The sequence below is a fragment of the Stenotrophomonas maltophilia genome (assembly GCF_047497515.2).
In the GTDB taxonomy this organism is placed as follows: Bacteria; Pseudomonadota; Gammaproteobacteria; order Xanthomonadales; family Xanthomonadaceae; genus Stenotrophomonas.
Genome location: NZ_JAXAXL020000006.1, coordinates 145,335 through 172,108, shown reverse-complemented (window position 1 = coordinate 172,108; position 26,774 = coordinate 145,335). Strand labels below are relative to the sequence as shown.

Genomic DNA, 26,774 nt, shown 5'->3' with positions numbered 1-26,774 from the left:
CCGCACCACGTGATCCCGCTTTCCCCGCCTATCTCCCGCTTGACGGGTCTGCTGGCCGGCGCCTACGTCGTGGTGCTGGGCGCATTGCCGACGCTGCTGATGATCACCATGGAAGGCGGCAGTGCGGGCTTCTATCTGGCGATCCTGCTGTCGATCATCCTGCTGCTGATGCCGTCGGCAACGCCGCCGTTGCTGCCCGGCTCGGCCAGGCGCTATGCCTGGATGGGCGCCGGCATGGCGGTGATGCTGGTGGGCGTGCTGACCAGCCTGGCAGTGCACGGTATCTGGAAGGGATCGGAAGTTGAGAAAGCAGCCCGCCTGCTGTCGACGCTGCTGATCCTGTTCGCGGCGTTGCGGGTGCCGCGCAGGCTGCTGGGGCGCGCGTTGCTGGGCACCCTGCCGGCGGTGTGGGCGGCAGCAGTCATCATCGGCTGGCTGACGCTGGAAACCGGTGTGCGGCCCGCCACCCAGCAGTTCAACGCAGTGACCTATGGTGACCTGACCCTGCTGTTCGGCGCGCTGAGCCTGTTGTCGCTGGGACTGCCGGTGACCCGTTTCCGCCGGATCGAGGCTACGTTGAAGCTGCTGACCGGCATCCTGGGCCTGATTGCCTTCCTGTGGACGCAGACCCGCGGTGGCCTGCTGGCGATTCCCTGTTTCCTGCTGATCGGCCTGCTGGTGATGGGGCGGCGGCTGGGCCGGATGAAGATCGTACTGGGCCTGGTGCTGGCGGCCGGCGTGGGCATCATCGCCACGCACGATGGCGCGCTGCGTGATCGCATCGATGCCGGCGTGAGCGAGTACGGCGACTGCAGTGCCGACCATCTGGCCGACACGTCGGTCTGCATCCGCCTGCAGTTGTGGACGGCAGCCGGTTACATGATCCGTGAGCAGCCGTTGTTCGGTGTCGGGGGCGGCGATCGGTTCCGTCTGGAACTGGAGCGGCTGGCCCAGCAGGGCAAGGTCTCGGCGATGGTCGCGCGCGATTTCGGCGAGACCCACAACGACCTGCTGTACTTCCTGGCGACTTACGGCGTGCTGGGGGGGCTCGGCCTGGTGCTGGTGTACCTTGCCCCCGCGCTGGTGTTGCTGCCGCGGCTGTGGCAGGGCGATGAGCGATCGCGGCTGTATGCGGCGGCGGGGCTGAGCATCTGTGTGGCGTTTGCGGTGTTCGGCTTCACCGAAATGATGCTGCGTGACATGCGTACCGCCGCGTTCTACGCCGCCTGGGTCGCCCTGCTGCTGGCCCTGTCCGAGCCGCGCAGCACGGATCAGGACGCCGCCAGCGCCGCCTCGTAGCTGGCCAGGGTCGCATCGGCAAAGGTCTGCAGGCCGAACTCGGCCAGTGCATGGCGGCGTGCGGCCGCGCCCCGTTCCGGCAGCGACTGGCGTTGCGCGTAGAGGGCCTGCACCTGTGCCGCGATGGCAGGCACATCCCGGGTGGGCACCACCCAACCGTCGACGCCCTGCTCGATGTTTTCCGGCAGGCCGGCGAAATCACTGACCAGCATCGGTTTGCCGCTGGCCATCATTTCGCGGCAGGCGAAGGAAATCGTCTCGACGTCATTGGACAGCACGAAACCAACGTCACCGGCGGCGATCAGCGGCCGCGTATCGGTCAGCAGGCCGGTGAAGTGCACCTGCGCGGCGGTCTCGCCGAGTGCCTGCACCTGCTCGCGCTGCTGCGCGCTGGGCAGGTGGCCGGCCACGGCCATGTGCACATGTGGACGCACCGCATCCGGCAGCAGGGCGATGGCCTGGGCCAGGTCGATCCAGCCCTTGTAGTCGTCGGTACCGGCATTGCTGACCAGCACCAGCGCGTGTGGGTCCTGCGTCCATTGCCGGCGCATCGCCTGCCCGGCCTCGGCCGGCATCGGTGCGTAGTGGGCCAGGTCGACGCCGTTGCGGACCACATCGATCGGGCAGCGCCGGTACGGGCCCTGTTCCAGCAGGCGCCCGGTGTGCGCCGAGACCGCGATCACGCGGTCGGTGGCCCAGCGCGCGCGGAAGGCGTTGCCCAGCGTGTTGGTGGGCTTGCTGTTGTGCTTGGTGAGCACGATCGGGGGGCGACGCATGCCGAACAGGCCCTGCATCACGAAGCGGTGGTCGCGGGCACCGTTGACGTGGACCAGATCGATGCCTTCATCGCGCACCAGCCGGCGCAACGCGCGCTGTTCGGCCAGTTGTTGTGGCAGGGTCGGCAGGCCGCTGCCAAAGGCCATTGGCAGCGCGGTGGCGATCCCCTCCGCGGCAACGGTGCGCAGCAGGCGGCTGTCGGCGGGGGCGGCAACATGCAGGCTGTGCCGGCCATGCAGCGCACGTGCCAGCGAAACGATGTACGTGGTGTGGCCGCCACCGTCGCCGTAGTGGAAGTTGGTGTACAGGATTTTCATGGGGGATCTTCAGGCAACGCGCGGCCAGTGTGACACAGCAGGCTCAGGACCGTTCCGCCGGTGGCGCCGGGTCGGCGACCGCCTGGCCGTTGCCCAGCATCCACAGCATGATGGTCTTTTGCCGCACGTAGTTGGCGCGCACGTAGGCGTAGACCAGGCCGTGCCAACCATCGCGGAAGCCACCGCGGAACACGAAGCCGCGCCAGAACCGCCAGGCGGGCGCCAGCACCAGCTTGCCCAGCGTGGCCCGCTTGCCACGCGCAAACTCGTGCTCGGCCATCATCCGCGCGTACTTCTCGGTCTTGGCCAGTTGCTGCTGCAGTGAGCGGTAGGGGTAGTGGATGAGATCACCACGCAGGGTGCCGACGCTGCCATCGACGCTGGCCGCCTCGTGGATCTCGCGCTTGCCGCGCCAGCCACCCTGGCGGCGGTCGAACAGCCGCATCACCCGGTCCGGGTAGGCGTTGCCGTGGCGCAGGAACCTGCCGAAATACTCCGACAGGCGCGCAAAACGGTAGCCGGCATGGCCTCTGAAGCCACCGTCGCGGGCCTGCTCGATGGCGGTGCGCAGCTCCGGGCTGACGCGCTCGTCGGCATCCAGGCACAGCACCCAGTCGTGGCGGGCCTGCTCGACGCAGAACGCCTTCTGGCTGCGGAAGCCATCGAACGGGCGCTGCAGCACGCGCGCGCCGGCGGCCTCGGCGATGGCCACCGTGGCATCGGTGGACTGCGAATCCACCACCACGATCTCATCGCAGAAGGCCAGCGAGGCCAGGCAGTCGCCGATGCGCCCGGCCTCGTTGAACGCGATAATGCACGCCGAGATGCGAGGCCGTTCGATGGGAGCGGTCGTGGAGGACATGATGGCCGGTTACCTGTTGTTTGCGACGGAGCGTTATGCGCTGCCTATTCTCGCCCCGTTGGCGCAGGCCTTGCACGCCTCAGGGCAGGAGGTGGCCGCCTGGTTCGAAGGCGGTGCCGTCGGCGGCAGCCTGCCGGGGGTGCCCACGGTGGGCCTGAAACAGGCCCTGGCGATGCGCCCGCGGGCGGTGTTCAGCGCCGCCAACTGGGTGCCGACCTTCCTGTCCGGGGCCAAGGTGCAGCTGTTCCACGGCTTCAACGTGGAGAAGCGGGACAGCGCACGCGGCCACTTCCGGGTGCGCGGCATGTTCGACCTGTACTGCACGCAGGGACCGGCCACCACTGCGCCTTTCCGCGAGATCGCCAGGTTGCAGGGCCATTTCGCGGTGGCCGAGACCGGTTGGCCGAAGCTGGACCCGCTGTTCCGCGATGACGGCGGTGAGAGTGCCGCGCTGCGCGCGCCCGCAGGGGATCGCCCGGTAGTCCTGTTCGGTTCAACCTTCACCGAGCGGCTCAGCGCGGCCCCGCACCTGCACGCGCAGATCGCCGCCGACATCGCCGCGGGTGAACGCTACTGGCTGCTCACCCTGCACCCGAAGTGCGCACCGGAACTGTTCGAGCGTTACCGCGCGCTGGCCGGTGCCAATGCGCGCTTCATCGAGCCGGAACAGGTGATGGCCGCGCAGCGTGCCGCCGACGTGCTGGTGTCGGACACCTCGTCGATCGTTTCGGAGTTCATTGTCCAGCACAAGCCGGTGGTGACCTTCCGCAACCGCGTGCCGAAGCCGCACATGATCGATTTCGACGACCCGGCGCAGCTGCCGGCGATGCTGCAACGCGCGCTGCACCCGGATGCCGCGCTGCGGGTGGAGATCGTGCGCTACGCCGATGCCATCCACCCCTACCGTGATGGCCTGTCCAGCGAGCGGGTGATCACCGCCACCGAGGATTTCCTGTCCGGTGAAATGGGCGCGCTGCGGCGCAAACCGTTCGGCAGCTGGGTACGTGATCTGCAGATCCGCAAGGACCTGGGGTACTGGGGGCCGTCGCAACGGTGACGGGGGGGGGCGACGGCGTCGCCCGGGTAGAGTCGACTGTCAGTCGACTGCTCTTCTCTCGGGTCGCGAAAATCCCGCGCTGCGCGCGATAGTCGACTGTCAGTCGACTCTACCGTCGGGCGTCCACGCACACAGTGATGTCCGGTAGATCCACGCCATGCGTGGATGCGCGTGACATGACCGCCTCACCAGCGCAGCTTGCGCCTTGCCAGCGCGGCCGCCAGCTGCTCCATCACCTGCTGCGCCTGGGCCTGTGGCAGGTAATGCAGGGTCAGCGCCACATCGCCATGTGCGCCAGCGGTATCCAACTGCAGGCTGCTGGTGCCCAGCAGCTTGTCCAGCGGCGAACGGTGCAGGCGCAGGCCCTGCACCTTGTCCAGCTCGGCCCAGCGCCACCAGCGCTTCCACCAGCCGCCGCGTACCGCCACATAGTGCGCGTCCAGATACCAGCCCATGCGCGCCATCTGCTGGTGCGCGACCCACAGCGCCATCGGCAACCAGGCCAGCACCACAAGGCCCCACGGTCCCCAGCGCCAGTAGGCTGCAGCGGCCAGCAGTGGCGCCAGCAGCAGTGCACCCAGGCACAACCGCCACCACCCGCGCCGCGGAACGGCCTGCCACTGCGCCGGCGGCCAGTGCAGCTGCGGCAGCAGGTGCTGCACCAGCTGCGTGCAGCGCTCGCCGGTTGCCAGCGGCGCCAGTTCGCGCAGGGCGCGGTCCTCATCGCGCGAGGGGCCGCCGGCAGCGCTGTCGATGCGCAGCTGGCGCAGGCCGAACCAGCGCTGCAGGGTGCCTTCGCGTAATGTCCAAGCCTGGATGCGGCGGCGCGCCACGCTGCTGCGGGTGCGGCTGAGCAGGCCGGCCGAGACCGTCAGGCGTCGTTCCTGCTCGCTCAGGGTGAAGCCGTGGTAGCGCAGCAGGGTCAACACCACCGACAGCATGCGCAGCAGCATCCAGCCCAGCAACAGGGCCGCGGCCAGCAGCAGGGCGCCGCCGGCCACGCCCGGGTGCAGGTCGCTGGCATAGCCGAAGGCTTCGCGGCCGCCGCGCTGGATGGCATCGTCCATCACCGGCCGCGGCACGGTCTGGAACAACACACCGAACGCGGCGATCGCCAGCGCCCAGCCACGGTTGGACAGCAGGCCCATGCGCACCACGTCCCAGCTCGACAGGCGCAGCAGTACCTGTTCGCCGCCCGGGTCGGCGAGGTCGGCCGCAGCGATCGTATCGGCGGCCTGCGGTGCCTGACCGCGCTGTCGCACCAGCCGTTCAAGGGCCAGTGCCTGATCCAGTTTCAGCACCCGCATCTCGGCTTCCGGGCGCGCACCGCCGGCCGATTCCAGGCGCAGTTCGGCCACGCCGAACAGGCGGTGCAACGGGTTCTGCCGCACTTCCACGTTGTGGATGCGCGCGAATGGAATCTCGCGGCGGTTGCGTGCCAGCAGGCCGCTTCGCACCGTGATCGCATCGCTGCCGATGCGGTAGCGGTAGCTCAGGTACTGCAGCACCGAGACCACGACCAGCACGACGATCGCGGACAATGGAATGAGCTGCGCCCACAGCGGATCGCGATCGCCGCGCTGGCCGAACACCAGCAGTGCGACCAGCGGCAGCAGGTAGTGGCGCAGCTGCATCAGCAGCACGAACAGCCACGACCACGGGTGCAGGCGATGGTCCTCGCCATCGGCGGGCGCCGGTGCGGGCAGGGGCGGCGGCTGGCTCACAGGGCGTCGGCGTCCTGGTCCAACTGGTGCGCGAGCGTATCGCGCAGGCGTTCGGCGTCGGCCTGGTCCAGGCCGCTGACGGTGACTGCGCTCATGCGCGTGCCGGCGGTGTGCACGATCAGTGTGGCCAGGCCGGCGCGGCGTTCCAGCGGCCCGCGACGCAGGTCCAGGTGCTGCACGCGCGAGATCGGGATGCGCGTTTCCAGCTGCCACATCAGGTCACGGCGCAGGCCCAGGCCCTGCGCGTCCAGCCGCCAGCGGGTGCGGGTCAAGCGCCGATGGCCGAGCCATGCACCGAAGGTGATACCCAGCAGCAGCCCGGCCGCAGCGATCCACAGGCCACCGGGCAGCTCGAAGAACCATGCGGCCGCGGCCAGCGGCAGGCCCGGTACGAACAGGCCGCCAAAGGCGCCTTCCAGCGCGGCCAGGCGCGCGGCGCGTTGCGGCAGTGCCTGCCACTCGGTGGCAGGCGGTGCAGGAATCGAGGCGTCGGTCACGCGGGCTCCGTCAGGCAGCAGGGCGGGCGGTGGCGGCGGGCGCCGCACCGCGCAGACGGTAGCAGGTCGACCGCGTTACTGGGCAGCCTGGATCAGCGCGTCCACATCCAGCATGTGGCCGGCACGGTCGGCCTTGGTGCGCAGGTAGTGCTCGTTCTCGGCGGTGATCTCGCCGGTGACCGGAATGCAGTCCAGCACTTCGATGCCGGCATTGCGCAGGCGCTGCGCCTTGGTCGGGTTGTTGCTGAGCAGGGCCACGCGGGTGATGCCCAGGCCGCGCAGCATCGCCACCGCGCTGCCATAACGGCGCTCGTCGGCGCCGAAGCCCAGCTGCGCATCGGCGTCGATGGTGTCCAGGCCGTCGTGCTGGTAACCGTAGGCGCGCATCTTGGCCGCGATGCCGGTGCCGCGGCCTTCCTGGTCCAGGTACAGCAGCACGCCGCCGCCCAGTTCCTTCAGCTTGCGCAGGCCGCGCCGCAGCTGGTCGCCGCAGTCGCACTTGAGGGAACCGAACAGGTCGCCGGTCAGGCATGAAGAGTGCACGCGCACCGGCACCACCGCCGACAGGTCCGGCTCGCCGACGATGATCGCGACCTGGTCACGCTGGGCCACGCCGCCGCGGAATACCGCAAAGGTGGTCATGCCGACATCGCGCAGCGGCACGGGCGAACGTGCGACCAGTTCGTAGTCGTGGGCGGCGTGCGCCGCACCCTCGGCCAGATCGCACAGCGCCACCTCGGCGGCACCGTCGAAGGTGGCGTCGCCAGCGTCCAGGCGCACCGCCACCATCGCTGGCAGCAGCAGGCCGAGGCGGGCCAGTTCCACTGCGCCGGCATCGAAGTCGTCGCCCGCGCTCCAGCCTTCCGGCATCGGGCCCGGTTCGCGCAGGTAGCCCAGCGAGGGCAGGGCATCGAAGGCCACGCCGGCCAGCGGCAGGCGCGCACCCTCGGCGGCCTCCACGCCAAGCACGCGGGCCCGGGTGGCGGTCAGGAACAGGTAATGGCGTTCGCGTGCGGCAGCGGCAAAGGCGGCAAAGCTGCTGGCCGTGGCACTGTCCAGTGCGATCACCGCCAGGCGCTGGCCCTGGCCATCGTGGAGCAGCACCGGGCGACCGGCACGCAGTTCGGCCACCGCGCGTTCGCAGCGGATCGCGGCGGGATCGCCGAACAGGGAGGAAGCAGGCATGGCAGGACCGGGGGAGGCGGACATCGCAGTCTCTATGGGGGCGCCAGCGTCGTATTCAACGTGCTGCGGCCAGCGGTCGCAGGCGGCCGTCAGTGCGGATGTTCCTCGGTGGCGTACGGGTCTTCCTCGCCGCTGCCCGGTGGCCGCAGCGTATAGCGCTTGTAGGTCCACTGGTACTGCGCCGGATCGCGGCGGGCGATGCGCTCGATGCCGGCATTGAGCGCGGTGGCCGCTACCTGCGGGTCTGGATCGGCCACGGCCGGGTCGGTCGGCTCGATGTGCAGGGCGAACGCCATGTCTGGCCCGATGCGCTCGCACCAGCCATACAGCACGGTCGCGCCGGTGCGCTCGGCCAGGCGGTTGACCAGGGTCATGGTCAGCGCCTGCACGCCGAAGAACGGCACGAACACGCCGTCGCCGGCCTTGGGCTGCTGGTCGGGCAGGATGCCGGTGGCACCGCCGTCCTTGAGCACCTTGAACAGCTGGCGCACGGCCGGGCCTTCGGCGCGCACCTGCTGCACGTTCTGGCCGCCCCGCACCAGCTGCAGGAAGGCGTCGCTGGCCTCGTCCTCCGGCGGCTTGTAGACGATGGCGATCTGCCCGCGCGAGGCCAGCCACTGGTTCAGCAGCTCCCAGTTGCCGAAGTGCGGGGCGGCCACGATCACGCCCTTGCCGCTGGCCAGCGCCGCGTCGTACAGGGCTTCACCGTGGCGCTGCTTCAGGTGCAGGCGCAGGTTGTCGGCCGGGGTCTGGCTCCACAGCCGCAGGGTCTCGATGGCCTGCAGCGCGGTGGAGCGCAGCAGGTCGCGGTGCAGGCGGTCGCGTGCAGGGCCGTCCAGCTCGGGGTAGGCCAGCTCCAGATTGCGCCGGGTAACACGGCTTTCGCGGGCATCGAGGGCGATCCAGGCCCACGCCAAGGCGCGCGCGAACCCCCGCAGCAGCGGCCAGGGCAGGCGGGCGAAGAGGGTGGTGGCGCGGTAGACCAGCCGGGCTTTGCGGTGCGGATTCATCGCCGCCAGTTTAGCCAAGGGCGCTGCTATCGTGGCTGCCCCTGTTCATTGGAAGCCCGCGATGCTCGTCCTGATCCAGCGTGTCAGCCAGGCCGCCGTCCACGTCGATGCCGTGGCAGTGGGGCAGATCGGCCCCGGCCTGCTGGCCCTGGTCGGCATGGAGCCGGGCGACACCGAGGCCCAGCTGCGGCGGATGGCCGAGCGCCTGCTGGGCTACCGGGTGTTCGCCGACGAGGCCGGGAAAATGAACCGCTCGCTGCGCGACACCGGTGGTGGCCTGCTGCTGGTCAGCCAGTTCACCCTGGCTGCCGACACCCGTTCGGGCATGCGGCCGAGTTTCACCACGGCGGCGCCGCCGGACGAGGCTGAACGCGGGTTCAATCGATTTGTCGAGATCTGCCGTGAAAATCACGCCCCGGGGGTGGAAACGGGCCGATTTGGTGCCCATATGGTCGTCAGCCTGGTCAATGACGGTCCCGTGACCTTCCTTCTCAGGCCCTGAGCCTGCGGGACCACCGCCCGGCAGGCGGGGCCCCGGGCTGGTATAATGCTACGTTCCCTATTTCTCCCTAGCCGGTGGCGCGAGCACTACATGGCCAACGAACGTCCTGCCCAATCCGAAATCAAGCAACTGATCAGCAAGGGCCTGGAACAGGGCTACCTGACCTACGCCGAAGTCAATGACCATCTGCCGGACGACATGGTCGACCCGGAACAGATCGAAGACATCATCGGCATGATCAACGGCATGGGCATTGATGTCCATGAAGTTGCGCCGGATGTGGAAACCCTGCTTCTCAACGACGGCAACACGGGCAACCGTGAGGTCGACGACACCGCGGCCGAAGAAGCCGCCGCCGCGCTGAGCGCGCTCGACACCGAAGGTGGCCGTACCACCGACCCGGTGCGCATGTACATGCGCGAAATGGGTACCGTCGAGCTGCTGACCCGCGAAGGCGAAATCGCCATCGCCAAGCGCATCGAGGAAGGCCTTTCGCAGGTCCAGGCCGCGCTGGGCCAGTTCCCGGTCTCGGTCGAATCGCTGCTGACCGATTACGAAGCCCACAAGGAAGGCAAGAAGCGCCTGGCCGAAGTGATCGTCGGCTTCAATGACCTGACGGACGAAGCCCCGGCGCCGGCCGCGGCTGCCACTGATGACAGCGACGATGCCGACGCCGATGGCGACGAGGACGAGGACGATGATGTCGAGGGTGGCGATGAAGAAGCCGCACCGACCGGTCCGGACCCGGAGGAAGTCGCCGCGCGCATGCAGGCGCTGAGCGATGCCTTCAACGCCTTCAAGAAGGCGGCGACCAAGGGCGACAAGAAGAACCTGCCGCGCCTGCGCGAAGAGATGTCGGCGGTGTTCGTCACCCTGAAGCTGCCGCTGCCGCTGACCGACGTGCTGACCAAGCAGCTGCGCGACACCATGGCCGACATCAAGTCGCATGAGCGCCGCGTGCTGAACCTGGCCACCGTTACCGCCCGCATGCCGCGCAAGGACTTCATCCGTTCCTGGGAAGGCAACCAGACCAACCTGGAATGGGTGGAAGACGCACTGAAGCGCAAGCAGAAGTGGTCTTCGGCGCTGCGCGAAGTGAAGGACCAGATCATCGCCGAACAGCAGGCGACGATCGACATCGAGAAGCTGACCCAGCTGGACCTGGAAGAGCTGAAGGAAATCAGCCGTGCCATGGCCTACGGTGAAGCCAAGGCGCGCAAGGCCAAGAAGGAAATGGTCGAGGCCAACCTGCGCCTGGTGATCTCGATCGCCAAGAAGTACACCAACCGCGGCCTGCAGTTCCTCGACCTGATCCAGGAAGGCAACATCGGCCTGATGAAGGCCGTGGACAAGTTCGAGTACCGCCGCGGTTACAAGTTCTCGACCTATGCCACCTGGTGGATCCGCCAGGCGATCACCCGCTCGATTGCCGACCAGGCGCGCACCATCCGTATTCCGGTGCACATGATCGAGACGATCAACAAGTTGAACCGCATTTCCCGCCAGATGCTCCAGCAGTACGGCCGCGAGGCCACGCCGGAGGAGCTGGCCAAGGAAATGGACATGCCGGAAGACAAGATCCGCAAGGTGATGAAGATCGCCAAGGAGCCGATCTCGATGGAAACCCCGATCGGCGACGACGAGGATTCCCATCTGGGCGACTTCATCGAGGACACCAACGTGGAGTCCCCGATCGAGAACACCACCAACATCAACCTGTCTGAAACCGTGCGTGACGTGCTGGCCGGCCTCACCCCGAGGGAAGCCAAGGTGCTGCGCATGCGCTTCGGCATCGACATGAACACCGACCACACGCTGGAAGAGGTCGGCAAGCAGTTCGACGTGACCCGCGAGCGCATCCGCCAGATCGAAGCGAAGGCCCTGCGCAAGCTGCGTCACCCGAGCCGCTCGGAGCAGCTGCGCAGCTTCCTGGATATCGATTGATTTCCAGCGGCTGTTGAAGCGTTGAGAGAAACCCCGCCTGGTGCGGGGTTTTTCTTTGGTGGGCGCCTGTGCGTTCTGTAGCAACTGTCTTGTCAGGCGGAGGCCATCTGGGCCTCCGCTTCCCGTTTGCGGGCGTTGAGGATCACCAGCATCTTGCGCATTACCGCGACCAAAGCGACCTTGCCCGGCTTGCCTTGGTTGACGAGGGATTCAAAGAATTCCTTGAGCCGGGGCTCATAGCGTTTGGCGGTCAGCGCCGCCATGTAGAGCGCTTCGCGTACAACGGCGCGGCCACCGGTGATGCTCCGTCGTCCTTTCCAAGTGCCGCTTTCGCGGCTCATGGGGGCAACCCCCACCAAGGCCGAGATTGCTTTCCCACTGAGCTTTCCCAGCTCCGGTAGCTCGCAGGCCAGGGTTGCCAACAGCACCGGGCCAGCGCCTTTGAGCTTGGCAAAGTCACGCCATCCATCCTGCTCGGCAAGGAGCGCTGCGATGATGGAATCGAGCTGCTTGATGTTCCTCTGGATTTCGCGCAGATGCTGATTCAGCATGGAAATCAGGCTGGGTTCGCTGAACGCGCGCATGCGCTGATGCTCGCTCACGCGCATCTGCACCAGATGTCGCCGACGCTGGCAGAGCTCACCCAGACGGCGCTGCCAGGCCGCTGGCGGGACGTAACGGGTCAGTTTGAGAGCGTCGGCCATGTGAGCCAGAACCATGGCGTCCATGCGATCGGTCTTGGCCTGCTTCCCGGTGGCTGAGGCGAAGCTGCGGCCACGGCCCGGGTTGATCCGCACCATCGGCAATCCAGCTCCGTGCAAGGCGTCCAGCGCCTTCTGTTCATAGCCGCCGCTGGCCTCCAGCACGACCTGCTTGGCTGGCCACTGCTGCAGCCACCTGATCAGACTGGCCCAGCCCCGCTTGTTGTTCTTGAACTGACGGAAGGCCTGTTCATGGACGGCCACATCCAGATTCTCGCCGCTGACATCGATCCCGATCCCAAACATGAGGCAACTCCGCTAGGCTGACAGGGTCGAGAGCTCCCCCCGCTTGCCCAGTCTTATCAGTACGAGTGCCAGCTCGATCAACTGTTCGGGCGGATCAGGGAGAAACCGGCGCGGAGATCCTTGCTACAGAGCGATCGAAAAGACCTAGAGCCGAACGGTCGTCCGCGCCGGGCTCTCGGCACCTAAGGTGCCAGAGTCGGAAGAGATAAGAGCCGAGCCATGCTCGGCTGCTGTTCGCGATGACGTATCCGGAAGATCTTCTCAATGAGTGTCGGTTGCTTGCTGCACCTTGTGACGCAACTGGCCTGAGGATTGTTGAGGACTGCGCTGCGAAGCAGGAGACCATCCAGCGGAAATCCAGGTGGCTCAATGCTGTGTGCTTCCTGCTGTGTGTGACTGGCATGGCCATGTCGCATTCGCCAATTGAAACCACTACCTTCGCTTCCACACAGTCCCCCTCAGGTGCTCAACACACCTTCGTAGGCGGACTGTCTGCCGCAACAGCAGGCAATCCAAGGTCAAACCGCATCACTCGCCATCCCGGTGAGCCCAAGGGTTTCTGGCCGGGTGGCGCGCAGCCATACAAGACCCCGCAAGGGGAAAAGCTGCGGGCGGCCCTACGACCGTGTTGAAGCACCCGGTCGCCTCTCTCAACAGGAGGCGCAACAGGTTCGACAAATCGTAGGAGAGTGAGCATGGAACTGAAGATGGTTGTCGATGCGTGCGGCAGGGGTGGATCGGATGCGCAGGACTGCAACTTCCCGCCGTTGTTGGACTGGGACGACGTGATGCGCGATGAGCGCGATGACCCGCTGGGATTCGCCCGGCGAGCAACACTGGCGTTGCTGACGCAGTCGGGGGCTGGATTGCTTGCCGGCTTGAGTGGCGGCAACCAGAAGGCGCTGGAAGAGGCCAGGAGGACGGTGGGGTTGTTTCACGCCCACCTGCGGCGACAGGCGTGGCTCGCGGAAGCGGCGGAGAAGCGGTTGGGGCGTGTTGCTGAGGCTCTTGCTGCTGCCGGGTAGCCGATTAAGCGCGGCGTCCACTACACTGTGGCGCTGCGCCGGGCCTATAGCTCAACGGTTAGAGCAGGGGACTCATAATCCCTTGGTTCCAGGTTCGAATCCTGGTGGGCCCACCATTGCACTTAATGACTTACGCCATTTCAAAGGCAACGGCATCCTGTGCCTTTCACATTTGGTGCCTACTTGGTGCATACATTTCACTAGGTACCTGCGCCCGTGCCTGAGCAGGCCATTCGTTGCGCACCCACTGCTGCACTTCCGAGTTCCGCCAGCGCACGCTGCGGCCTGCGCGCTTGGCCGGCTTGGGAAAAGTTCTTCGATTCATCATCCGGCAGATGCTCGTCTTGGAGAAGCCGCACTTCTTCTCGACCTTGGCAAGCGGAATCAGGACGTCGTCAGATTGCGTGGCGCTGTCGTTGTTGGTGCTGATCTTCATGGTTAAGGGCGGAGGGCGGGATCCGCTGGAGCTGATCGCACGCATGGCGTTGGAGAGCGCCAGTCATGGATCTCCGAGGGCACCTGGTTGTGGGGCGAGTACCAGGTCTGGCTGAAAGAGCGCAACACGCCCATGCCAATCGGGCCGAGCTATGCGCGCCACGCGCCGGAGCACTTCCGCGCCATCCGCGACCAGGCGTTCTCATGGATGCGAGGCGAGGCGAGGCGAGGCGAGGCGAGGCCGTCGCCCGCGGTTATGACAGCATCGAATCGTGCGCCAGCTACTACAACAGCAGCGTCAGCTTGTATCGGCTGGAGGCACGCGCGATCGTGGCCTGGCGCCATGCCGTGAACCAGCAGCTGGAGCAGCTGGTGCTGGCTCCGCCGGCGGGCATTGGAGACCTGGGGCCAAGTGCGAGCGCTGCTGCCCCAGCCGGGGGCCTCCGCCTGGCCCGAAAAGGCCGAGCTGCCACTTGATTCAGGCGAGAAGGCAATTGTGGGTTAGGGCTCGGCCCACCAAAAGATGTGAGCCCCGCCGCCATAACGACGGAAGGGCTCAGTGCTCAGAAGGGTGCGACCGAAAGAATGAGCCCCACTGCGCAGGCGATCCAAGACAGAGTAAGCAGGGACAGCGTTCGTGGCTTATTGGTGAACCATCCCGCATTCCGCACTCTCGCTCTATAGGCAACGATGAGCGCGATGAAGACCAGGGATGGAATGATGTACGGCCAGACAAGAGCGCCCTTGGCGCCCCTTCCAATCGAAAGTCCGGCCAGCATCCAAATGGCAGAGCTCATCGTAAGGATCAAGAATGCCCGGAAGAGAATGGCGTTTCCGTGGATCGGACGCTCAGATTCTCGCTCTACGGGGCGAGGGAGTTCACTTGGCATTGTGCACCTGTAGGAGTGTAGGAACAGCCGATTCGGAAGCCGACATACACCGGCGGAGAGTTGGAGCCGATCCAGCGTACGCCCAAGTTGTTGAGGTGTCCGAGCATTTCACCACCCGGACCAGACGCAAGTGCGCCAGTCGGATAGATGTAGGCTTGGTAACCTTGATCGGGGCTCACGATATCCTTCTGCGCGTCGGGGATAACGTTTCCTGCAGCGTCTCGCCCAGATCCAGGGATGTACGTGTAGCCGTGGTCTTGGTAGGTATATTTGACGAGAATATACGAACCATCGGGGAAGGGAATTGTGCTTACGATGCTGAAGGGACTCGGAAGCTTCGCGATGTTTACGGCTTGGGAAAAGCCGGTAACTAGAACGCGAAGGGTCTCTCCTACGAATCGGATAGGCCCGAGATTGTCGTAAGACAGGGTTTTCGTAATAGCCGCCTCACGCCAGGCTGGTGTTGTCACAGCATCCATGGCATTCATCGGATAAGTCGCTGGTGGATCTGCGAGTGGAGCCGCCTGGATGGACGCTGCCGAGATCATTGCACTGAAAGAGGTGGGCGCGACGCGGCTGTCGTACACGGGCGTCCGAACTTGCACAGTCGGCGACCCGCCATTCGTGTCATAGAGCTGCATGCCGGCATTGAACATAGCCTGTTCGTCTGCGGTCAGCATGATCTCTCCGACTTTCGCGCCAGCTGCAGCAGCCACTGCGCGAAGAGGGGGGCCGCCGCCCGAGACCTTCATGTGGTACATGCGTCGGTTCTTGAAATCCCAGAAATAGTAGTCGCCGTTGCCGCGCTCTTGTGATTGCGTTTGCCGCTTTGTCAGCGTGCAGTCATTGCAAGTGATCGCCTGGACTGCGTGTGCAGACAGCGCGCTTGTGAGAAGTGAGATCCCGAGGATTGCCTGTGTGATTTTGAAACGCATCTGAGTTCCTTCCTGGAGTCATAAGATCGGCCGTGAAGATAAACGCGACGTGAACTCTCCGGCGTTCCAACTTATATCCGCTAGCTTGGCGTGGCGGTTTGCTGATTCTGGCGGGAGCAATGCTTCGATCAAACTGCATACTTCTTAGGCAAGGAGAGCATTCCCCATCGTTGCTGACTCTAGGGCTCCTCCGTGGGGGCAATGATCACCAGTGTTGCCTGATCGTGGACGAATCGTTCCCCAGTCGAGTGGTTCACGTCACTGCGATGATGGTTGGTGTCAGATCTCGACCTGTGCTACTCCGCCCAGATCACTGCCGCCTACCAGAAGCTGGTCAGGATGATCGGCGCCACCCCGTCGCTGCAGGAGTTCGCCGCGCTCTACACCCATGATGCGGGGAAGAAATGCCCCAAGATCCCGAAGGCCTTGGACGATGCCTTCCGTGCAGGCGGGAGCCCGGGTTCTCCCCCGTTTTCACGGACACGTAGGCCGGGTATGGCCGTTGGTGCCAGCGATGCTTATGGCTATATTCTGGGCAGTTCTGCTATCGACCCAGAAGCAGGCATTTGTTTCTGACGGCCGTTCTGGCCCTGAACGCCATGAAGGATGGCTCAACCACGATGGCAACGATTCACCTTGTCGAAGGACCCGTTGGTGCGGGCAAATCCACGTTTGTTGCCGAGCTGCGGAATCGTCATAACGCCGCAGGATTCATTCTGGATGCGTGGTTCGTACGGCTGTACAGCCCGGACCGTCCCGCCGCCAACCTGATGGAGTGGTATGCGGCAAGGAAGGCGCGCTGCCTGGATCAGATATGGGTCACGGCCCGCGAAGTACTCGATACGGGGCGCGACGTTGTGCTTGAGCTGGGTCTGGTGGAGAAGGCCAGCCGCGAGAATTTCTACGCGCAGGCCAGGGAGGCGGGTTGCGATCTGGTCGTGTATCTCCTGGATGCGCCGCGTGACATTCGTCGGGATCGCGTCCGCCAGCGCAATCGGGAGAAAGGCGCAACGTTCTCCATGGAGGTACCCGATGCCTTCTTTGAGCTGGCGAGCGACCACTGGGAACCCATGGACGAAACCGAATGCGAGATCTACGACGTTCAGGTCATCACCTGGAATCCAGGCTCTGCTTCTGACTGACGCCATTGCGCTGGCCGACATCGGCAATGCAGATTCCAGCATTGCCACCGTGTTTGCTGGCGGCCATCAGTCGCGCGGAACCGTAGCTGTCCGGCACGAACTTCGCCTCGGGCGCGCAGGCGTCGGATCGGCGCCTACCCGCGCCGCCCGCGCCCATCAATGCTGTAACGCCCGGCGCCGGTGCAGGCCAGCAACAGGAAGCCGCCGGCCAACCCCAGGTTCTTCAGGAACATGATCTGCTGGGTCGGGTCGGCAAGGTTGTGGTGGAAGATGAAGGCGGTGACCAGGCTGAAACCCACCAGCACGATCGACACCAGCCGGGTCTGGAAGCCGAACAGGATGCACAGGCCGCTGCCGATCTCGAAGGCGATGGTCGGCCACAGCAGGATGCCGGGCACGCCCATCGCTTCCATGTAGCCCTGGGTGCCGCTGAGATCGCCAAGCTTGCCCAGGCCGGAGACCAGGAACAGCGCCATCAGCAGGATGCGCGCAAGCAGGTAGGCAAGCGAATGCGATGAAGTGCTCACATCAACGTCCTCGGGAATGGCCAGCGAAGGCGATCGGAGCCCAGCGACGGTGAAGCCGGTGTGTAGGCCGGCCGCCGGAACCGCTTGACAGCCGCTACGCCGCAGTAGACCTTTCCCGCCATGACGATCGATATTGAATCGCTCAGCCTTCGCGAGCTGGGCGCCCTGGTGGTTGCCGCTGAACAGCGGAAACAGCTGGTTTCCAGCCGCCGTCCGGCCAGTGCGGTGCGGCGGATGCTGAAGGCTGCGGCGGCCGAAGCCGGTTACACCCTCGAAGAACTCTTCGGTGACGAAGCGTCGGAAGCACCTGCGCGGGCCCGCAAAACCGCCCGCCGTAAATCCGGCAGAGTCGCGCCCAAGTATCGCGATCCGGAGTACAAGCGCCTGACCTGGACCGGTCGCGGACGCATGCCGCGCTGGTTGGCGTCCAAGGTGTCGATGGGCCACAAGGCCACCGATTTCCTGATTCCTGGCCTGGCCAAGCCGACCGCTGGCAAGACCAGCACCATCGGCAAGCGGACCGTTATCAAGAAGGGATGAGGCCTGCCTGCGCCTGCGTCTGAATCGATCTACCATGCTCCCATCCATCCAGCACGGGAGCGCAGGGCATGGCGTTGGGCACGTGGATGATGGCCGCCTGCATGGCAGCGGCACTGGCAACGGGCGCGCAGGCCGCGCCGCCGGCCACCTCGGGTAATCCAATCCTGAAGGGGTGGTATGCCGACCCGGAAGCAGCGGTGTTCGGCAACCGCTACTGGATCTTCCCGACCACCTCGGCGGACTACGATGCGCAGATCACCTTCGATGCATTTTCCTCGCCTGATCTGCTGCATTGGACCAAGCACGCCGACGTATTGAACGCCAGGAACGTGCCCTGGGCCAGGCGCGCGATGTGGGCGCCGTCGGTGGTGGAAAACAAGGGCAAGTACTACTTCTTCTTCGCCGCCAACGACATCAAGACCAATAGCGAGCTGGGTGGTATCGGCGTGGCCGTGGCCGACCGCCCGGAAGGGCCGTACAAGGACCTGCTGGGCAAGCCGCTGGTGGGTGCCTTCCATAATGGCGCACAACCCATCGACCAGTTCGTGTTCAAGGATGACGATGGCGCCTGGTACATGATCTACGGCGGTTGGAAACACGCCAATATCGTGCGCCTGAAAGATGATTTCACCGGCGTGCTGCCGCTGGCCGACGGCACGCTGTTCAAGGAAATTACCCCGGCGCCGGAATACGTCGAGGGCCCGCTGATGTTCAAGCGTGGCGGTCGCTATTACTTCATGTGGTCCGAAGGTGGCTGGGGTGGCCCGGATTACTCGGTGGCGTATGCCATGGCCGACGCGCCGACCGGACCATTCAAGCGCGTGGGCAAGGTGCTGCAGCAGGACGCGTCCATCGCGACCAGTGCCGGCCACAACTCGGTCATCCAGGTGCCGGGTACCGATCGCTGGTACATCGTCTACCACCGTCGCCCGCACGGTGACAGCGCCCGCGACCATCGCGAAACCGCCATCGAGCGCATGGAATTCGGTGCGCAGGGCCATATCCTGCCGGTGAGGATCACCCATGAGGGCGTGTCTGCCGATCCGCTGCACTGAGCTTGCCCGGCGGGGTCACAACCGCGCTACCCTGCACCGATCGACCGGGGAGGGAGGCAGGACATGGCATACAGCGGCACCACCACCATTGCACCCAGAGTCCTGTACATCGCAGGCGCCGTGAGTGTGCTGATCAGCCTTCTGGCGTGGACAGTGGAATGGAGCGGAATGGCCTATGTCTGCCCGTACTGCCGCGTGCAGCGCAGCGTGATCGGGTTGCTGGGCGTGCTGCTGCTGTTCGCACGACCGGGACGCATCGTGGTGCCGTGGCTTGCGTATACCGCGGGTGGCTTCGCCTTCGTGGTCGCGGCGATGCAGCACTTCAACGGCTGGAAGCGCATCTCCGCCGGCGAGTTCAGCCTCAACGCGCAGTGGTATATCGATCCATGGCTGCTGTCCGGATGCGCGATGCTGATCCTGATGGCACAACTGATGCTGGTGCAGGCGGCCTGCCAGCGCCCGGCGCGGTCTCACCCGGAGACCCTGTGATGCGCAGTGCCTGCCTGCTGATGGCGCTCTTCGTCTGCCCCGCTGCCGCGGTCGCTGCGTCCGAAGGCGCCGCACAACCCAAGCGCCCGTCGGTGGAAACGCTGCAGCGCCTGATCGTGGACAAGGCCCCACAGACCCGCGTGGAAGCGCCCGAAAGCGATCGCATCACCGCGCGCCGCATCGACATCGTCGACGACAAAGGCGTGATCCGCATGACGCTGTCCGGCAAGACGCCGGCGCCGATCATCGACGGGATCCAGTACAAGCGCGCGTTCAACGTGGCCGGCATGGTGCTGTACGACGACAACGGCAGCGAGCGCGGCGGCTTTGGTACCGCCGACGTTGATGGTGGCATGGCGGTGCTGGCGCTGGATCATCCGGCGATGGATGCGATCGGTTGGCGGGTGTCGCCCGATGGGCAGGTGAGCTTTTCGATCAACCAGGCGCCGAAACTGATCCGCGAGCCGGCGCTCGACAACAAGCTGATTCCCGGTGTGCAGGCGCCTACCCGTATCGGCCTGGTCGTGGCTGCAGACGGCACGCCGGCGATCGCATTGAATGACCAGGCAGACCGCACCCGGTTGCGGTTGACGGTGACAGCGGAAGGCTACGGCGCGATCGAGTTCCTTGATGCGCAGGGAAAGGTGATCCATACCCTGGCACCTGAGGCCGAACTGCGCCGCTGACGGCGTGAAAGGGATGGTCGGCGTCCAGGCGCGCAGGGTGCGGCCACGCAGGTAGGCAAGCGATCGCGATGAGCGGCTCACGGGAGCTGCCCGTTCTGGAATACCGCCCGCTGCGCGTCGAAGGCGTGCTGGTAGGCCGGCCGCTGCGTCGCACGTGCGACGTATGCGACCAGCGTTGGTTAATCATCGACAATGCCACTGCTTTTCAGGCGCAACAGTACCGAGGCCATCATCAGGTCGCCCGCGCTGAATTCGCCATCCAACCAGTGGGCGTCCCCCAGCGCTGCCGACAACTGCGCCAGTCGCGTCCGCACCCGCTCGTCGAGCATCGGCAGCCGCTGTGCATACCAGGGCTGCCCGCGCTCCAGTACCCAGGCCATCGAGCGTTCAACAATCGGTGGCTCCACGGTGTTCAGCGCGGCGAACATCCACATGATCGCGCGCATGCGCGCATCCGCATTGCGCGGCAGCAGGCCCGGGTGCTGTTCGGCCAGGTGCAGGACGATGGCGCCGGATTCGAACAGGCCCTGGTCGCCGTCCTGCCAGGTGGGAATCTGCCCGAACGGGTTCCGCGCCAGGTGGGCGGGCTGCTTCATCTCGGCAAAGGTGAGCAGCTGCACGTCGTAGGCCACGCCCAGTTCTTCCAGCGCCCAGCGCACGCGCATGTCGCGGGCCAGCCCCTGGCCACGGTCGGGCGAGGTGGCGAAGGCAGTGAGGATGGGGGACATCGGGAGGCTCCTGCAGGCCGACAGGCCTGGCTTCCAGTGTTCCGACGAACGACAGCGCCTGGAATCGACATCGGCTCCAGCGGCATGCACGTCGCTTGCACGTGCCCTCTACGCAGGCACTGATGCAGATCCATCAGGCTGGCGGGGTCATCCGCAGAAACAGGTGTGAATCCCATGAATACTCCAGGAAAACCGAAGCCCAGCTGGCGCCAGCGGAATGTGCTGATGGGGGCGCTGGCCGCGGTACTCGTCATCGTTCTGGTCATTCTCTTCGTCCCTTGGTGAGGCCAATGCGGGAAACGCCGCGTGAACGCCTTTCCAGCGTGGCGTGAAGTGGTCAGTGCGGGTTGGGTGAGGTGATGCATGCATCAATCAATGCTCACCCGCGAAGCACGCGGCCCTGTCCACAGTGGTCTCGCAGGCAGCATCCAAGCTGCCTCTTCCCCACGGAATCGACTACACAGGAGCAATGACATGAGCACCCAGTCCACCATCGAACATCGCCTCAACGACCTGATCGAGATCGCCCGTGATGGCAAGTCGTTCTACGAAGAAGCCGCGACCAAGGTGAAGGATGCCGAGCTGTCGGCACTGTTCACCCGTATTGCCGGCGTCAAGGGCCGCATCGTCGCTGCACTGAGCGGCTCGGTTGCTGCCAGCGGTGGCAAGCCGGCCGAGCACGGTACTGTCGTCGGCTCGATGCAGCAGTTCTACGGCAAGGTGCGCGCTGCCTTCGGTGACACCAATTACGGCTACGTGGCCGAGCTGGAAGAATCCGAAGATCGCCTGCTCGGTGCGTTCAAGGATGTGCTGAAGGAGAACGATCTGCCGCCGGCCGTGCGCCAGGAAGTGACCCAGCTGCTGCCGGACGTGCAGGAATGCCACAACGTCATGCGCGCGCGCAAGCACGCGATGAAGGCGGCCTGACGCTTGAAGGCGGCCTTCTCCCCAGGGCCGCCGCGGCCGGGGCAGTGTACTGCCCCGGCCACCTGCCGCCGGCCTGAGCGGCGCAGGGCAATGTTCCTGGCCTGATTGTCGTGGTTATACTTGGCTGAGTCCAAGGAACAGGCACGGCATGACGAAGGGGGCTTCGTCCATCATCCAGCTCAACCGATAACCGGGCGCAGCCGCGTCCGGTTGTTCGCGTGCGCGCTGTTTTCCTTGAATGAGTGCGGGCCCGGTCATTCTGGCCCGATCCAGGTTGTTCCATCGTCGTCCACTGCGAACAGGCCGATTGAGTATGCGTCGAGTTGCTGCACTTTCCGCGATGATTCTGCTGGGCACCGTGGCAGGTAGCGCCAAGGCTCAGTCTTACAGCAAGACGGACGTCATCACCTATTACGATGATCTGTCGAAATGGGTGCTGGGCCAGGTACGCACGACAGTCAACCAGGACACGGGCCGTATCGAGTCGCAGATCGACTATGACCCGGCGACCGCCAAGCCGCAGCGGATCCATGCTTTCGGGGTTCTGCAGCAGACCATTTACTACAACGGCGACGGTACCGTTCGCACCGTGTTGGACGGGCGTGGCAATGCAGTGAATCTGTCCGGCTGGAAGCGGGGCATCCCCGGGAGCATCCAGTATCCAGATGGTTCATCCCAGTCTGCGGGGGTGGATGACAACGGCTGGATACGGTGGATCACCGACGGCCGGGGCAACACCACGCGCTACGACTACGATGCGGTGGGGCGCATGTCGCTGATCGACTATCCCGACGGTGACACGGTGGACTGGGCATCCACCACGACCCAGTTCGCCCAGGTGGGCAGCGCCGAGTACGGCATTCCTGCAGGCCATTGGCGGCAGACGGTCAGCACCGGCAATGCGCGCAAGGTCACCTACTACGACGCGCTGTGGCGCCCACTGCTGGTGCGCGAGTACGACGCCGCCAATGAAGCCGGCACGCAGCGGGCTTCGGTGACCGCCTATGACACGCAAGGGCGGGTCACCTTCCAGTCTTACCCCGTTGCGGGGATCGGTGCGGTCCAGGACGCCGGTACGGGCGTCCGTACGACGTACGACGCATTGGGACGGGCGGTCCAGGTCAGCCAGGACTCCGAGATCGGCGCACTGGTCAGCAGGACCGAGTACCTGGCGGGCCGGCGCGTGCGCACGACCAATGCCAGGGGCGTTCCGACCGTGGTGACCTACACCGGTGCCGATGCTGCAAAGCTCGACTGGCCGGTGCGTATCGAACTGGCGGAGGGCGCGGTGCTGGACATCCCGCGGGACGTCTTCGGCAAGCCGACGTCAATCACCCGCAGGGCCAGCAATGGCGCGGTCACCTCAACCCGACGCTACGTCTACGACGCGGCGCAGCGGCTGTGCAAGACGATCGAGCCGGAAACCGGTGCGACCGTACTTGATTACGATGCCGCATCCAATCCGGTTGGAAGCACCCAGGGCCTGGACCTGTCCGATGCTGGCAACTGCAACCAGGATGTCGCCGCCGCCAGCGGCCGCCGGGTCGTGCGTTCCTACAACGCACGCAATCGGCTGGCATCGCTGCAGTTTCCTGACGGCAATGGCAACCAGCGCTGGAGCTACTGGCCCGATGGCCTGGTCAAGCAGGTCACCACGTTGAATGCCGGGGTGGAGACGCACAACAGCTATGCGTACAACCGTCGCGGGCTGCTCATCGGTGAGGTGCAGAGCCCGGCGGACGGGGAAGCGCTGGCAATGGGCTACGCCTACGACGCACTGGGCAATCTGTCTGCCCATCGCTATCCCTCCGGAAGCGTCGTGGCGTATGCGCCGAACGCACTTGGGCAGTCCGGGCAGGCCGGTTCCTACGCCGTCGGCGTGGGGTACTACCCCAACGGCGCAATCCGCCAGTTCACTTATGGCAACGGTATCGTCCACACCATGGTGCAGAACGCGCGCCAGCTGCCGGATGTAAGCCAGGATGCGCTTGGCGCAACCCGGATCCTCAGCGATGGCTACGACTACGATGCGGTCGGCAACGTGATGGCAATCACCGACGGGGCTACGGGTCGCAACCAGCGTGGCAACCGTAATCTGGGCTATGACGCGCTGGATCGACTCGTTTCGGCCTCCTCGCCGATGTTTGGCGCGGCGAGCTACAGCTATGACGCGTTGGACAACCTCACGCGCGTGACGATTCTCGGGCGTGACCAACACTACTGCTATGACAACGCATGGCGCCTGACCAACGTGAAGGTCAACGGGTGCGGAGGGGCGACCGTGGTCGGCCTGGCCTACGATGCGCAGGGAAATCTGAGGCTGAAGAACGGACAGCCGTTCGGTTTCGACTTCGGCAATCGTCTGCGCACGGCGGCCGGTTCCGAGAGCTACCGTTACGATGCCCATGGACGCCGCACGCAGACGGATTCGCCGCTCGGCCGGATCACATCGATGTACGACCAGAGCGGCGTCCTGCGCTACCAGGCGAGCGAGCGCGAGGGCAAGCGGACCGACTACATCACGCTGGGCGGGAGCTTGGTCGCCAAGACAGCGGTTCCGATGAGCCGCTCACCGGCCGCGAAGGATTTTGTCGGCTGGTCGCCGGTGGCCTCTGCTGTCCGCTACGTTGTCGAGGAAAGCGTGGACGGAGTGACCTGGACCACGGTCTATGAAGGTGACGCAGCAAGTTGGACTTCGGGCGCACGTCCGGCGACCAGCTACTCCTACCGTGTGCTTGCCTGCAGCGCCGCGGGGAGTTGTGCCGCGGTGTCCGATGTCTCACATGTCCAGCGCCCACAGGGCGACATTGTGCCGCTGCTGTACCAGCTGCTGCTTGGCTGATCTGCGCTGAGCACCGGCTGGGCATTGGCAACAACGAACCATGAACAGGGGAATCAGGAGCATGAGCGAAGTGCGCGTTCGATCGCGTTTGCGTGCTGCCTTTGGCAGCAGGTTGTTGACCACGGCGATGGCCGTGCTTGCGACCGGATTGGCTTCAACGGTCAGCGCAGAGCCTCTCAACCTTGACGGCCTGCGGATTGTCTCCATCTCAACCGGCTGGGGTGGTGAAGGCACCTACGTGAATACCCAGGGCGCGGTTCCGTCCTCGGTGAACTGCGGTCAGGGGAATCGTTTCATCTTGAGCAACGACCATCCGATGCAAAAGGAAATGATCTCGATGCTGTTGATGGCGCTGCAGAACAAGCAGGTGGTCCACCTGCGCGTGGACGGATGCAACTCGGGGACCTTCACGCTCAAGGCTATCACACTGAACGCGCCTTGATCCGGCTTTATCTCTGCGCCACCCACTACATGAATGGAGAAACCATGCTTGCGCGAATCCGTGGCACGCTCGCTTGTGCGGTGACCTTGGCATTGGCCCTGTCCCTTTCCGCTCCTCTGAAGGCTGAACCGACCAGCGACCAGCTGACGATTCTGTCGCTACGCCCTTACATGGATGGCCCTGCGGGAATCGTGTACGTGCACGTTTCGAGTACCGCCTTCTGCAACACCGATACCTTTGCGATTGACATGTCCCGGCCCGGGGCGAAACCGATACCTTTGCGATTGACATGTCCCGGCCCGGGGCGAAGGAAGCATACGCGGCGGCGTTGGCAGCGCTGACATCGGGCAAGAACGTTCGGCTCGAGGCGTTCAACTCCACCGGGTGCAACGGGTGGGCGACGCGACTTCAATCGATCTTCATTCACGCATGAGCGACTGGCGTTCTGCAAACGGGTTAAGGATCTGTGATGCGGATGTTCACCTGGTCTCCCGGGGGCCCCGCTACGGTGGGCCGGCCTGGGCTCACCAGGCTTATCAGGGAGTGATGACGATGCGTGCATTGAAGAAGATGGTCGCCGGTGCGGTGTTCGCGCTGGCCTGCACCGGTTCGGTGGCAGTGGCAGGGCCGGTCGAGCCGTGCGACAAGCCGTGCTGGCGGGCTTACCAGATGTGCCTGGCCAGCGGTGTTGATGCCGGTGAATGCCAACAGGCGTACAACACCTGCGTAGTCGACCTGTGCATGGGCGTGTGAGTCGCGCCGTTTGAGCCGTACGTGGAGCCCCGTCATCGACGGGGCTCTTCTGTTTCAGGACGTAATGCCGGAATGGATACGGTAATCTCGACCCGTTATCGGGAGCAGTGAAGAACCATGGCCGTCAAACGCGTCGTTGCCAACATCGCCACGCCCAATCCGCAACGCGCCGCTGCGTTCTATGGCGACCTGCTCGGCATGCCGGTGGTGATGGACCACGGCTGGATCGTCACCTACGGCGGGCAGGGCAATGCCCTGGCGCAGGTCAGTTTTGCCAGTGAAGGCGGTTCCGGCACCGCCGTGCCGGACCTGTCGATCGAGGTGGACAATCTGCAGGAAGTGCTGGATCGCATGCGCGCGGCCGGCATTGCAGTGGAGTACGGACCGGCCGACGAGCCCTGGGGTGTGCGCCGCTTCTTCGTGCGCGATACGTTCGGCCGGTTGCTCAACATCCTCGCTCACGCCTGAGCGAAGTGCAGGACCTCAGCGCTTCCGCGCGCCCCGTGCCGAACTGGGCGACACACCAACCATGCGCAGGCAATCGGTCACTACGGCTGCGATGAAGCGGTCCGCATCCTGCGCCGGTGAGGCGATCAGGTCATCGGTCGCGCCATGCACGCCGGCATAGATCAGCGATGCCGTCACCTGCGGCGTGGGCAGCGTCCACAGGCCCGCACTGATGCCCGCTTCGAGGATGTCCAGCAGCTGCTGCTGGATCGCATTGCGTTCGGCATTGCCGCGCTGATGATGGTGGTGGTGGGCAAACACCACATCGTGCAGGGCATGGGTACGCACGTAGCATTCGATATTGGCGCGGATCCAGGCGCGTAGGCGCGCCACGCCGTCGGCGGCCGGCTGCCGTTGCACGGCGTCATCGACCGCATCGATGAACTGCCGGGTGTAGCGCTGCGCCAGTGCCTGCAGGATCTCGTTGCGGGAGGCGAAATAGGTATAGAAAGTGCCCTTTGCCACGTCAGCCGCCGCGACGATCTCGCTGATGGTGGTGGCTTCCACGCCCTGCGCCAGGAACAGCGCCTGTGCGGCGTCCATCAGTTCCTCCTGGCGGGTTTCAGCGGGCTTGGTGCGAGGCCTGGCGACGGCTGGGGTCTGCATGGGGCGTGATCCGGATGAGGCGGGACCATTCTAGCCAACCCGGCGTGTCGACTGACCGCCGGTC

27 protein-coding genes, 1 tRNA gene and 1 pseudogene are annotated in these 26,774 nt (G+C 65.2%); 17 read left to right on the top strand and 12 right to left on the bottom strand.

Annotation, left to right across the window (positions count from 1 at the left end; all coding sequences use genetic code 11):
* Nucleotides 1–39 precede the first annotated feature (39 nt).
* Nucleotides 40–1,299, top strand: a complete 1,260-nt coding sequence (locus ACMZPQ_RS11445; protein ID WP_312647195.1) for an O-antigen ligase family protein — start codon at nucleotides 40–42, stop codon at nucleotides 1,297–1,299.
* Here the strand turns inward: ACMZPQ_RS11445 and ACMZPQ_RS11440 are convergent.
* Together ACMZPQ_RS11440 and ACMZPQ_RS11435 are read right to left on the bottom strand one after the other, a co-directional pair.
* The gene (locus ACMZPQ_RS11440; protein ID WP_197582597.1) at nucleotides 1,272–2,393 is read right to left on the bottom strand and encodes a glycosyltransferase family 4 protein; all 1,122 of its coding nucleotides are present in this window, start codon (nucleotides 2,391–2,393) and stop codon (nucleotides 1,272–1,274) included. The two genes, ACMZPQ_RS11445 and ACMZPQ_RS11440, sit on opposite strands and share 28 nt — an antisense overlap.
* Before the next feature lie 43 nt (nucleotides 2,394–2,436).
* A complete protein-coding gene (locus ACMZPQ_RS11435) occupies nucleotides 2,437–3,255 on the bottom strand; it encodes a glycosyltransferase (RefSeq protein ID WP_197582596.1) in 819 nt (272 codons plus the stop codon).
* On the opposite strand from ACMZPQ_RS11435, the gene ACMZPQ_RS11430 reads away from it, so the two are divergent.
* Entirely contained in the window at nucleotides 3,254–4,312 is a 1,059-nt protein-coding gene (locus tag ACMZPQ_RS11430; protein WP_197582610.1) for a CDP-glycerol glycerophosphotransferase family protein, read from the top strand. The genes ACMZPQ_RS11435 and ACMZPQ_RS11430 overlap by 2 nt on opposite strands.
* A gap of 185 nt (nucleotides 4,313–4,497) precedes the next feature.
* Here the strand turns inward: ACMZPQ_RS11430 and ACMZPQ_RS11425 are convergent, their stop codons facing one another.
* The 4 genes from ACMZPQ_RS11425 to ACMZPQ_RS11410 form a co-directional block, all read right to left on the bottom strand.
* Nucleotides 4,498–6,036, bottom strand: a complete 1,539-nt coding sequence (locus ACMZPQ_RS11425; protein WP_197582595.1) for a PH domain-containing protein — start codon at nucleotides 6,034–6,036, stop codon at nucleotides 4,498–4,500.
* Nucleotides 6,033–6,533, bottom strand: a complete 501-nt coding sequence (locus ACMZPQ_RS11420; protein ID WP_197582594.1) for a PH domain-containing protein — start codon at nucleotides 6,531–6,533, stop codon at nucleotides 6,033–6,035. Before ACMZPQ_RS11420 ends, ACMZPQ_RS11425 begins: the two co-directional genes overlap by 4 nt.
* 75 nt (nucleotides 6,534–6,608) lie before the next feature.
* The gene (gene ribA / locus ACMZPQ_RS11415; protein ID WP_197582593.1) at nucleotides 6,609–7,742 is read right to left on the bottom strand and encodes a GTP cyclohydrolase II RibA; all 1,134 of its coding nucleotides are present in this window, start codon (nucleotides 7,740–7,742) and stop codon (nucleotides 6,609–6,611) included.
* A 65-nt stretch (nucleotides 7,743–7,807) separates the two neighbouring features.
* Nucleotides 7,808–8,728: a lauroyl acyltransferase gene (locus ACMZPQ_RS11410; protein ID WP_197582592.1), complete on the bottom strand. Its 921-nt coding sequence runs from the start codon at nucleotides 8,726–8,728 to the stop codon at nucleotides 7,808–7,810.
* A gap of 61 nt (nucleotides 8,729–8,789) precedes the next feature.
* On the opposite strand from ACMZPQ_RS11410, the gene dtd reads away from it, so the two are divergent.
* Both dtd and rpoD read left to right on the top strand, forming a co-directional pair.
* On the top strand, nucleotides 8,790–9,230 hold the full coding sequence (gene dtd, locus ACMZPQ_RS11405; RefSeq protein WP_197582591.1) for a D-aminoacyl-tRNA deacylase: 441 nt from the start codon (nucleotides 8,790–8,792) through the stop codon (nucleotides 9,228–9,230).
* A gap of 90 nt (nucleotides 9,231–9,320) precedes the next feature.
* On the top strand, nucleotides 9,321–11,174 hold the full coding sequence (gene rpoD, locus ACMZPQ_RS11400) for an RNA polymerase sigma factor RpoD (protein ID WP_197582590.1): 1,854 nt from the start codon (nucleotides 9,321–9,323) through the stop codon (nucleotides 11,172–11,174).
* A 92-nt stretch (nucleotides 11,175–11,266) separates the two neighbouring features.
* Here rpoD and ACMZPQ_RS11395 read toward each other — a convergent pair whose 3' ends face one another.
* Nucleotides 11,267–12,181 (bottom strand): IS110 family transposase, encoded by a 915-nt coding sequence (locus tag ACMZPQ_RS11395; protein WP_197584472.1) that lies wholly within the window; start codon nucleotides 12,179–12,181, stop codon nucleotides 11,267–11,269.
* 695 nt (nucleotides 12,182–12,876) lie between these two features.
* Between ACMZPQ_RS11395 and ACMZPQ_RS11390 the strand changes: the two genes are divergently transcribed.
* Nucleotides 12,877–13,206, top strand: a complete 330-nt coding sequence (locus ACMZPQ_RS11390; protein WP_312646615.1) for a hypothetical protein — start codon at nucleotides 12,877–12,879, stop codon at nucleotides 13,204–13,206.
* A 40-nt stretch (nucleotides 13,207–13,246) separates the two neighbouring features.
* Nucleotides 13,247–13,322 (top strand) — tRNA-Ile (locus ACMZPQ_RS11385).
* Between the two features lie 50 nt (nucleotides 13,323–13,372).
* Here ACMZPQ_RS11385 and ACMZPQ_RS11380 read toward each other — a convergent pair.
* Together ACMZPQ_RS11380 and ACMZPQ_RS11375 are read right to left on the bottom strand one after the other, a co-directional pair.
* Nucleotides 13,373–13,642 carry a helix-turn-helix transcriptional regulator gene (locus ACMZPQ_RS11380; RefSeq protein ID WP_197582860.1) on the bottom strand — a complete coding sequence of 90 codons (270 nt, stop codon included), beginning with the start codon at nucleotides 13,640–13,642 and terminating at the stop codon, nucleotides 13,373–13,375.
* Nucleotides 13,643–14,503: 861 nt separating this feature from the next.
* Nucleotides 14,504–15,466 (bottom strand): hypothetical protein, encoded by a 963-nt coding sequence (locus tag ACMZPQ_RS11375; RefSeq protein WP_197582861.1) that lies wholly within the window; start codon nucleotides 15,464–15,466, stop codon nucleotides 14,504–14,506.
* Between the two features lie 276 nt (nucleotides 15,467–15,742).
* On the opposite strand from ACMZPQ_RS11375, the gene ACMZPQ_RS11370 reads away from it, so the two are divergent.
* Together ACMZPQ_RS11370 and ACMZPQ_RS11365 are read left to right on the top strand one after the other, a co-directional pair.
* Nucleotides 15,743–16,042 carry a hypothetical protein gene (locus ACMZPQ_RS11370; RefSeq protein WP_197582880.1) on the top strand — a complete coding sequence of 100 codons (300 nt, stop codon included), beginning with the start codon at nucleotides 15,743–15,745 and terminating at the stop codon, nucleotides 16,040–16,042.
* Nucleotides 16,033–16,608 carry a P-loop nucleotide/nucleoside kinase family protein gene (locus ACMZPQ_RS11365; protein ID WP_312646617.1) on the top strand — a complete coding sequence of 192 codons (576 nt, stop codon included), beginning with the start codon at nucleotides 16,033–16,035 and terminating at the stop codon, nucleotides 16,606–16,608. Before ACMZPQ_RS11370 ends, ACMZPQ_RS11365 begins: the two co-directional genes overlap by 10 nt.
* Nucleotides 16,609–16,742: 134 nt before the next feature.
* Here the strand turns inward: ACMZPQ_RS11365 and ACMZPQ_RS11360 are convergent, their stop codons facing one another.
* Nucleotides 16,743–17,135, bottom strand: a complete 393-nt coding sequence (locus tag ACMZPQ_RS11360; protein ID WP_197582863.1) for a DoxX family protein — start codon at nucleotides 17,133–17,135, stop codon at nucleotides 16,743–16,745.
* Between the two features lie 120 nt (nucleotides 17,136–17,255).
* On the opposite strand from ACMZPQ_RS11360, the gene ACMZPQ_RS11355 reads away from it, so the two are divergent.
* The 4 genes from ACMZPQ_RS11355 to ACMZPQ_RS11340 all read left to right on the top strand — a co-directional run bounded on the left by ACMZPQ_RS11355 (nucleotide 17,256) and on the right by ACMZPQ_RS11340 (nucleotide 19,905).
* Entirely contained in the window at nucleotides 17,256–17,675 is a 420-nt protein-coding gene (locus ACMZPQ_RS11355; protein ID WP_197582864.1) for an H-NS histone family protein, read from the top strand.
* Between the two features lie 68 nt (nucleotides 17,676–17,743).
* Nucleotides 17,744–18,730: a glycoside hydrolase family 43 protein gene (locus ACMZPQ_RS11350; RefSeq protein WP_197582865.1), complete on the top strand. Its 987-nt coding sequence runs from the start codon at nucleotides 17,744–17,746 to the stop codon at nucleotides 18,728–18,730.
* 63 nt (nucleotides 18,731–18,793) lie between these two features.
* Nucleotides 18,794–19,219, top strand: coding sequence for a hypothetical protein (locus tag ACMZPQ_RS11345; RefSeq protein WP_197582866.1), 426 nt, complete (start codon nucleotides 18,794–18,796; stop codon nucleotides 19,217–19,219).
* Entirely contained in the window at nucleotides 19,219–19,905 is a 687-nt protein-coding gene (locus ACMZPQ_RS11340; protein ID WP_197582867.1) for a hypothetical protein, read from the top strand. Before ACMZPQ_RS11345 ends, ACMZPQ_RS11340 begins: the two co-directional genes overlap by 1 nt.
* A 77-nt stretch (nucleotides 19,906–19,982) precedes the next feature.
* Here the strand turns inward: ACMZPQ_RS11340 and ACMZPQ_RS11335 are convergent.
* Nucleotides 19,983–20,633 (bottom strand): annotated as a pseudogene (locus tag ACMZPQ_RS11335) (glutathione S-transferase family protein).
* Nucleotides 20,634–21,107: 474 nt separating this feature from the next.
* Here ACMZPQ_RS11335 and ACMZPQ_RS11330 point away from each other — a divergent pair.
* The 5 genes from ACMZPQ_RS11330 to ACMZPQ_RS11310 all read left to right on the top strand — a co-directional run bounded on the left by ACMZPQ_RS11330 (nucleotide 21,108) and on the right by ACMZPQ_RS11310 (nucleotide 26,065).
* The gene (locus ACMZPQ_RS11330; RefSeq protein ID WP_008267995.1) at nucleotides 21,108–21,560 is read left to right on the top strand and encodes a PA2169 family four-helix-bundle protein; all 453 of its coding nucleotides are present in this window, start codon (nucleotides 21,108–21,110) and stop codon (nucleotides 21,558–21,560) included.
* 340 nt (nucleotides 21,561–21,900) lie between these two features.
* The gene (locus ACMZPQ_RS11325; protein WP_312646621.1) at nucleotides 21,901–24,402 is read left to right on the top strand and encodes an RHS repeat protein; all 2,502 of its coding nucleotides are present in this window, start codon (nucleotides 21,901–21,903) and stop codon (nucleotides 24,400–24,402) included.
* Between the two features lie 61 nt (nucleotides 24,403–24,463).
* Nucleotides 24,464–24,844, top strand: a complete 381-nt coding sequence (locus tag ACMZPQ_RS11320) for a hypothetical protein (protein WP_197582869.1) — start codon at nucleotides 24,464–24,466, stop codon at nucleotides 24,842–24,844.
* Between the two features lie 552 nt (nucleotides 24,845–25,396).
* Nucleotides 25,397–25,597 (top strand): hypothetical protein, encoded by a 201-nt coding sequence (locus ACMZPQ_RS11315; protein WP_006472022.1) that lies wholly within the window; start codon nucleotides 25,397–25,399, stop codon nucleotides 25,595–25,597.
* A 117-nt stretch (nucleotides 25,598–25,714) separates the two neighbouring features.
* Nucleotides 25,715–26,065, top strand: coding sequence for a VOC family protein (locus tag ACMZPQ_RS11310; protein ID WP_197582870.1), 351 nt, complete (start codon nucleotides 25,715–25,717; stop codon nucleotides 26,063–26,065).
* Between the two features lie 15 nt (nucleotides 26,066–26,080).
* Here ACMZPQ_RS11310 and ACMZPQ_RS11305 read toward each other — a convergent pair whose 3' ends face one another.
* Nucleotides 26,081–26,710, bottom strand: a complete 630-nt coding sequence (locus ACMZPQ_RS11305) for a TetR family transcriptional regulator (RefSeq protein WP_197582871.1) — start codon at nucleotides 26,708–26,710, stop codon at nucleotides 26,081–26,083.
* Nucleotides 26,711–26,774: the final 64 nt, after the last annotated feature.

Bases quoted from the DNA above. Each gene is read 5' to 3' on its own strand.
- ACMZPQ_RS11440 (WP_197582597.1), bottom strand. From the start codon at position 2,393: ATGAAAATCCTGTACACCAACTTCCACTACGGCGACGGTGGCGGCCAC.
- ACMZPQ_RS11430 (WP_197582610.1), top strand. From the start codon at position 3,254: ATGATGGCCGGTTACCTGTTGTTTGCGACGGAGCGTTATGCGCTGCCT.
- ACMZPQ_RS11435 (WP_197582596.1), bottom strand. From the start codon at position 3,255: ATGTCCTCCACGACCGCTCCCATCGAACGGCCTCGCATCTCGGCGTGC.
- ribA (WP_197582593.1), bottom strand. From the start codon at position 7,742: ATGTCCGCCTCCCCCGGTCCTGCCATGCCTGCTTCCTCCCTGTTCGGC.
- ACMZPQ_RS11410 (WP_197582592.1), bottom strand. From the start codon at position 8,728: ATGAATCCGCACCGCAAAGCCCGGCTGGTCTACCGCGCCACCACCCTC.
- dtd (WP_197582591.1), top strand. From the start codon at position 8,790: ATGCTCGTCCTGATCCAGCGTGTCAGCCAGGCCGCCGTCCACGTCGAT.
- rpoD (WP_197582590.1), top strand. From the start codon at position 9,321: ATGGCCAACGAACGTCCTGCCCAATCCGAAATCAAGCAACTGATCAGC.
- ACMZPQ_RS11395 (WP_197584472.1), bottom strand. From the start codon at position 12,181: ATGTTTGGGATCGGGATCGATGTCAGCGGCGAGAATCTGGATGTGGCC.
- ACMZPQ_RS11390 (WP_312646615.1), top strand. From the start codon at position 12,877: ATGGAACTGAAGATGGTTGTCGATGCGTGCGGCAGGGGTGGATCGGAT.
- ACMZPQ_RS11380 (WP_197582860.1), bottom strand. From the start codon at position 13,642: ATGAAGATCAGCACCAACAACGACAGCGCCACGCAATCTGACGACGTC.
- ACMZPQ_RS11375 (WP_197582861.1), bottom strand. From the start codon at position 15,466: ATGCGTTTCAAAATCACACAGGCAATCCTCGGGATCTCACTTCTCACA.
- ACMZPQ_RS11355 (WP_197582864.1), top strand. From the start codon at position 17,256: ATGACGATCGATATTGAATCGCTCAGCCTTCGCGAGCTGGGCGCCCTG.
- ACMZPQ_RS11350 (WP_197582865.1), top strand. From the start codon at position 17,744: ATGGCGTTGGGCACGTGGATGATGGCCGCCTGCATGGCAGCGGCACTG.
- ACMZPQ_RS11345 (WP_197582866.1), top strand. From the start codon at position 18,794: ATGGCATACAGCGGCACCACCACCATTGCACCCAGAGTCCTGTACATC.
- ACMZPQ_RS11340 (WP_197582867.1), top strand. From the start codon at position 19,219: ATGCGCAGTGCCTGCCTGCTGATGGCGCTCTTCGTCTGCCCCGCTGCC.
- ACMZPQ_RS11330 (WP_008267995.1), top strand. From the start codon at position 21,108: ATGAGCACCCAGTCCACCATCGAACATCGCCTCAACGACCTGATCGAG.
- ACMZPQ_RS11325 (WP_312646621.1), top strand. From the start codon at position 21,901: ATGATTCTGCTGGGCACCGTGGCAGGTAGCGCCAAGGCTCAGTCTTAC.
- ACMZPQ_RS11320 (WP_197582869.1), top strand. From the start codon at position 24,464: ATGAGCGAAGTGCGCGTTCGATCGCGTTTGCGTGCTGCCTTTGGCAGC.
- ACMZPQ_RS11315 (WP_006472022.1), top strand. From the start codon at position 25,397: ATGCGTGCATTGAAGAAGATGGTCGCCGGTGCGGTGTTCGCGCTGGCC.
- ACMZPQ_RS11310 (WP_197582870.1), top strand. From the start codon at position 25,715: ATGGCCGTCAAACGCGTCGTTGCCAACATCGCCACGCCCAATCCGCAA.
- ACMZPQ_RS11305 (WP_197582871.1), bottom strand. From the start codon at position 26,710: ATGCAGACCCCAGCCGTCGCCAGGCCTCGCACCAAGCCCGCTGAAACC.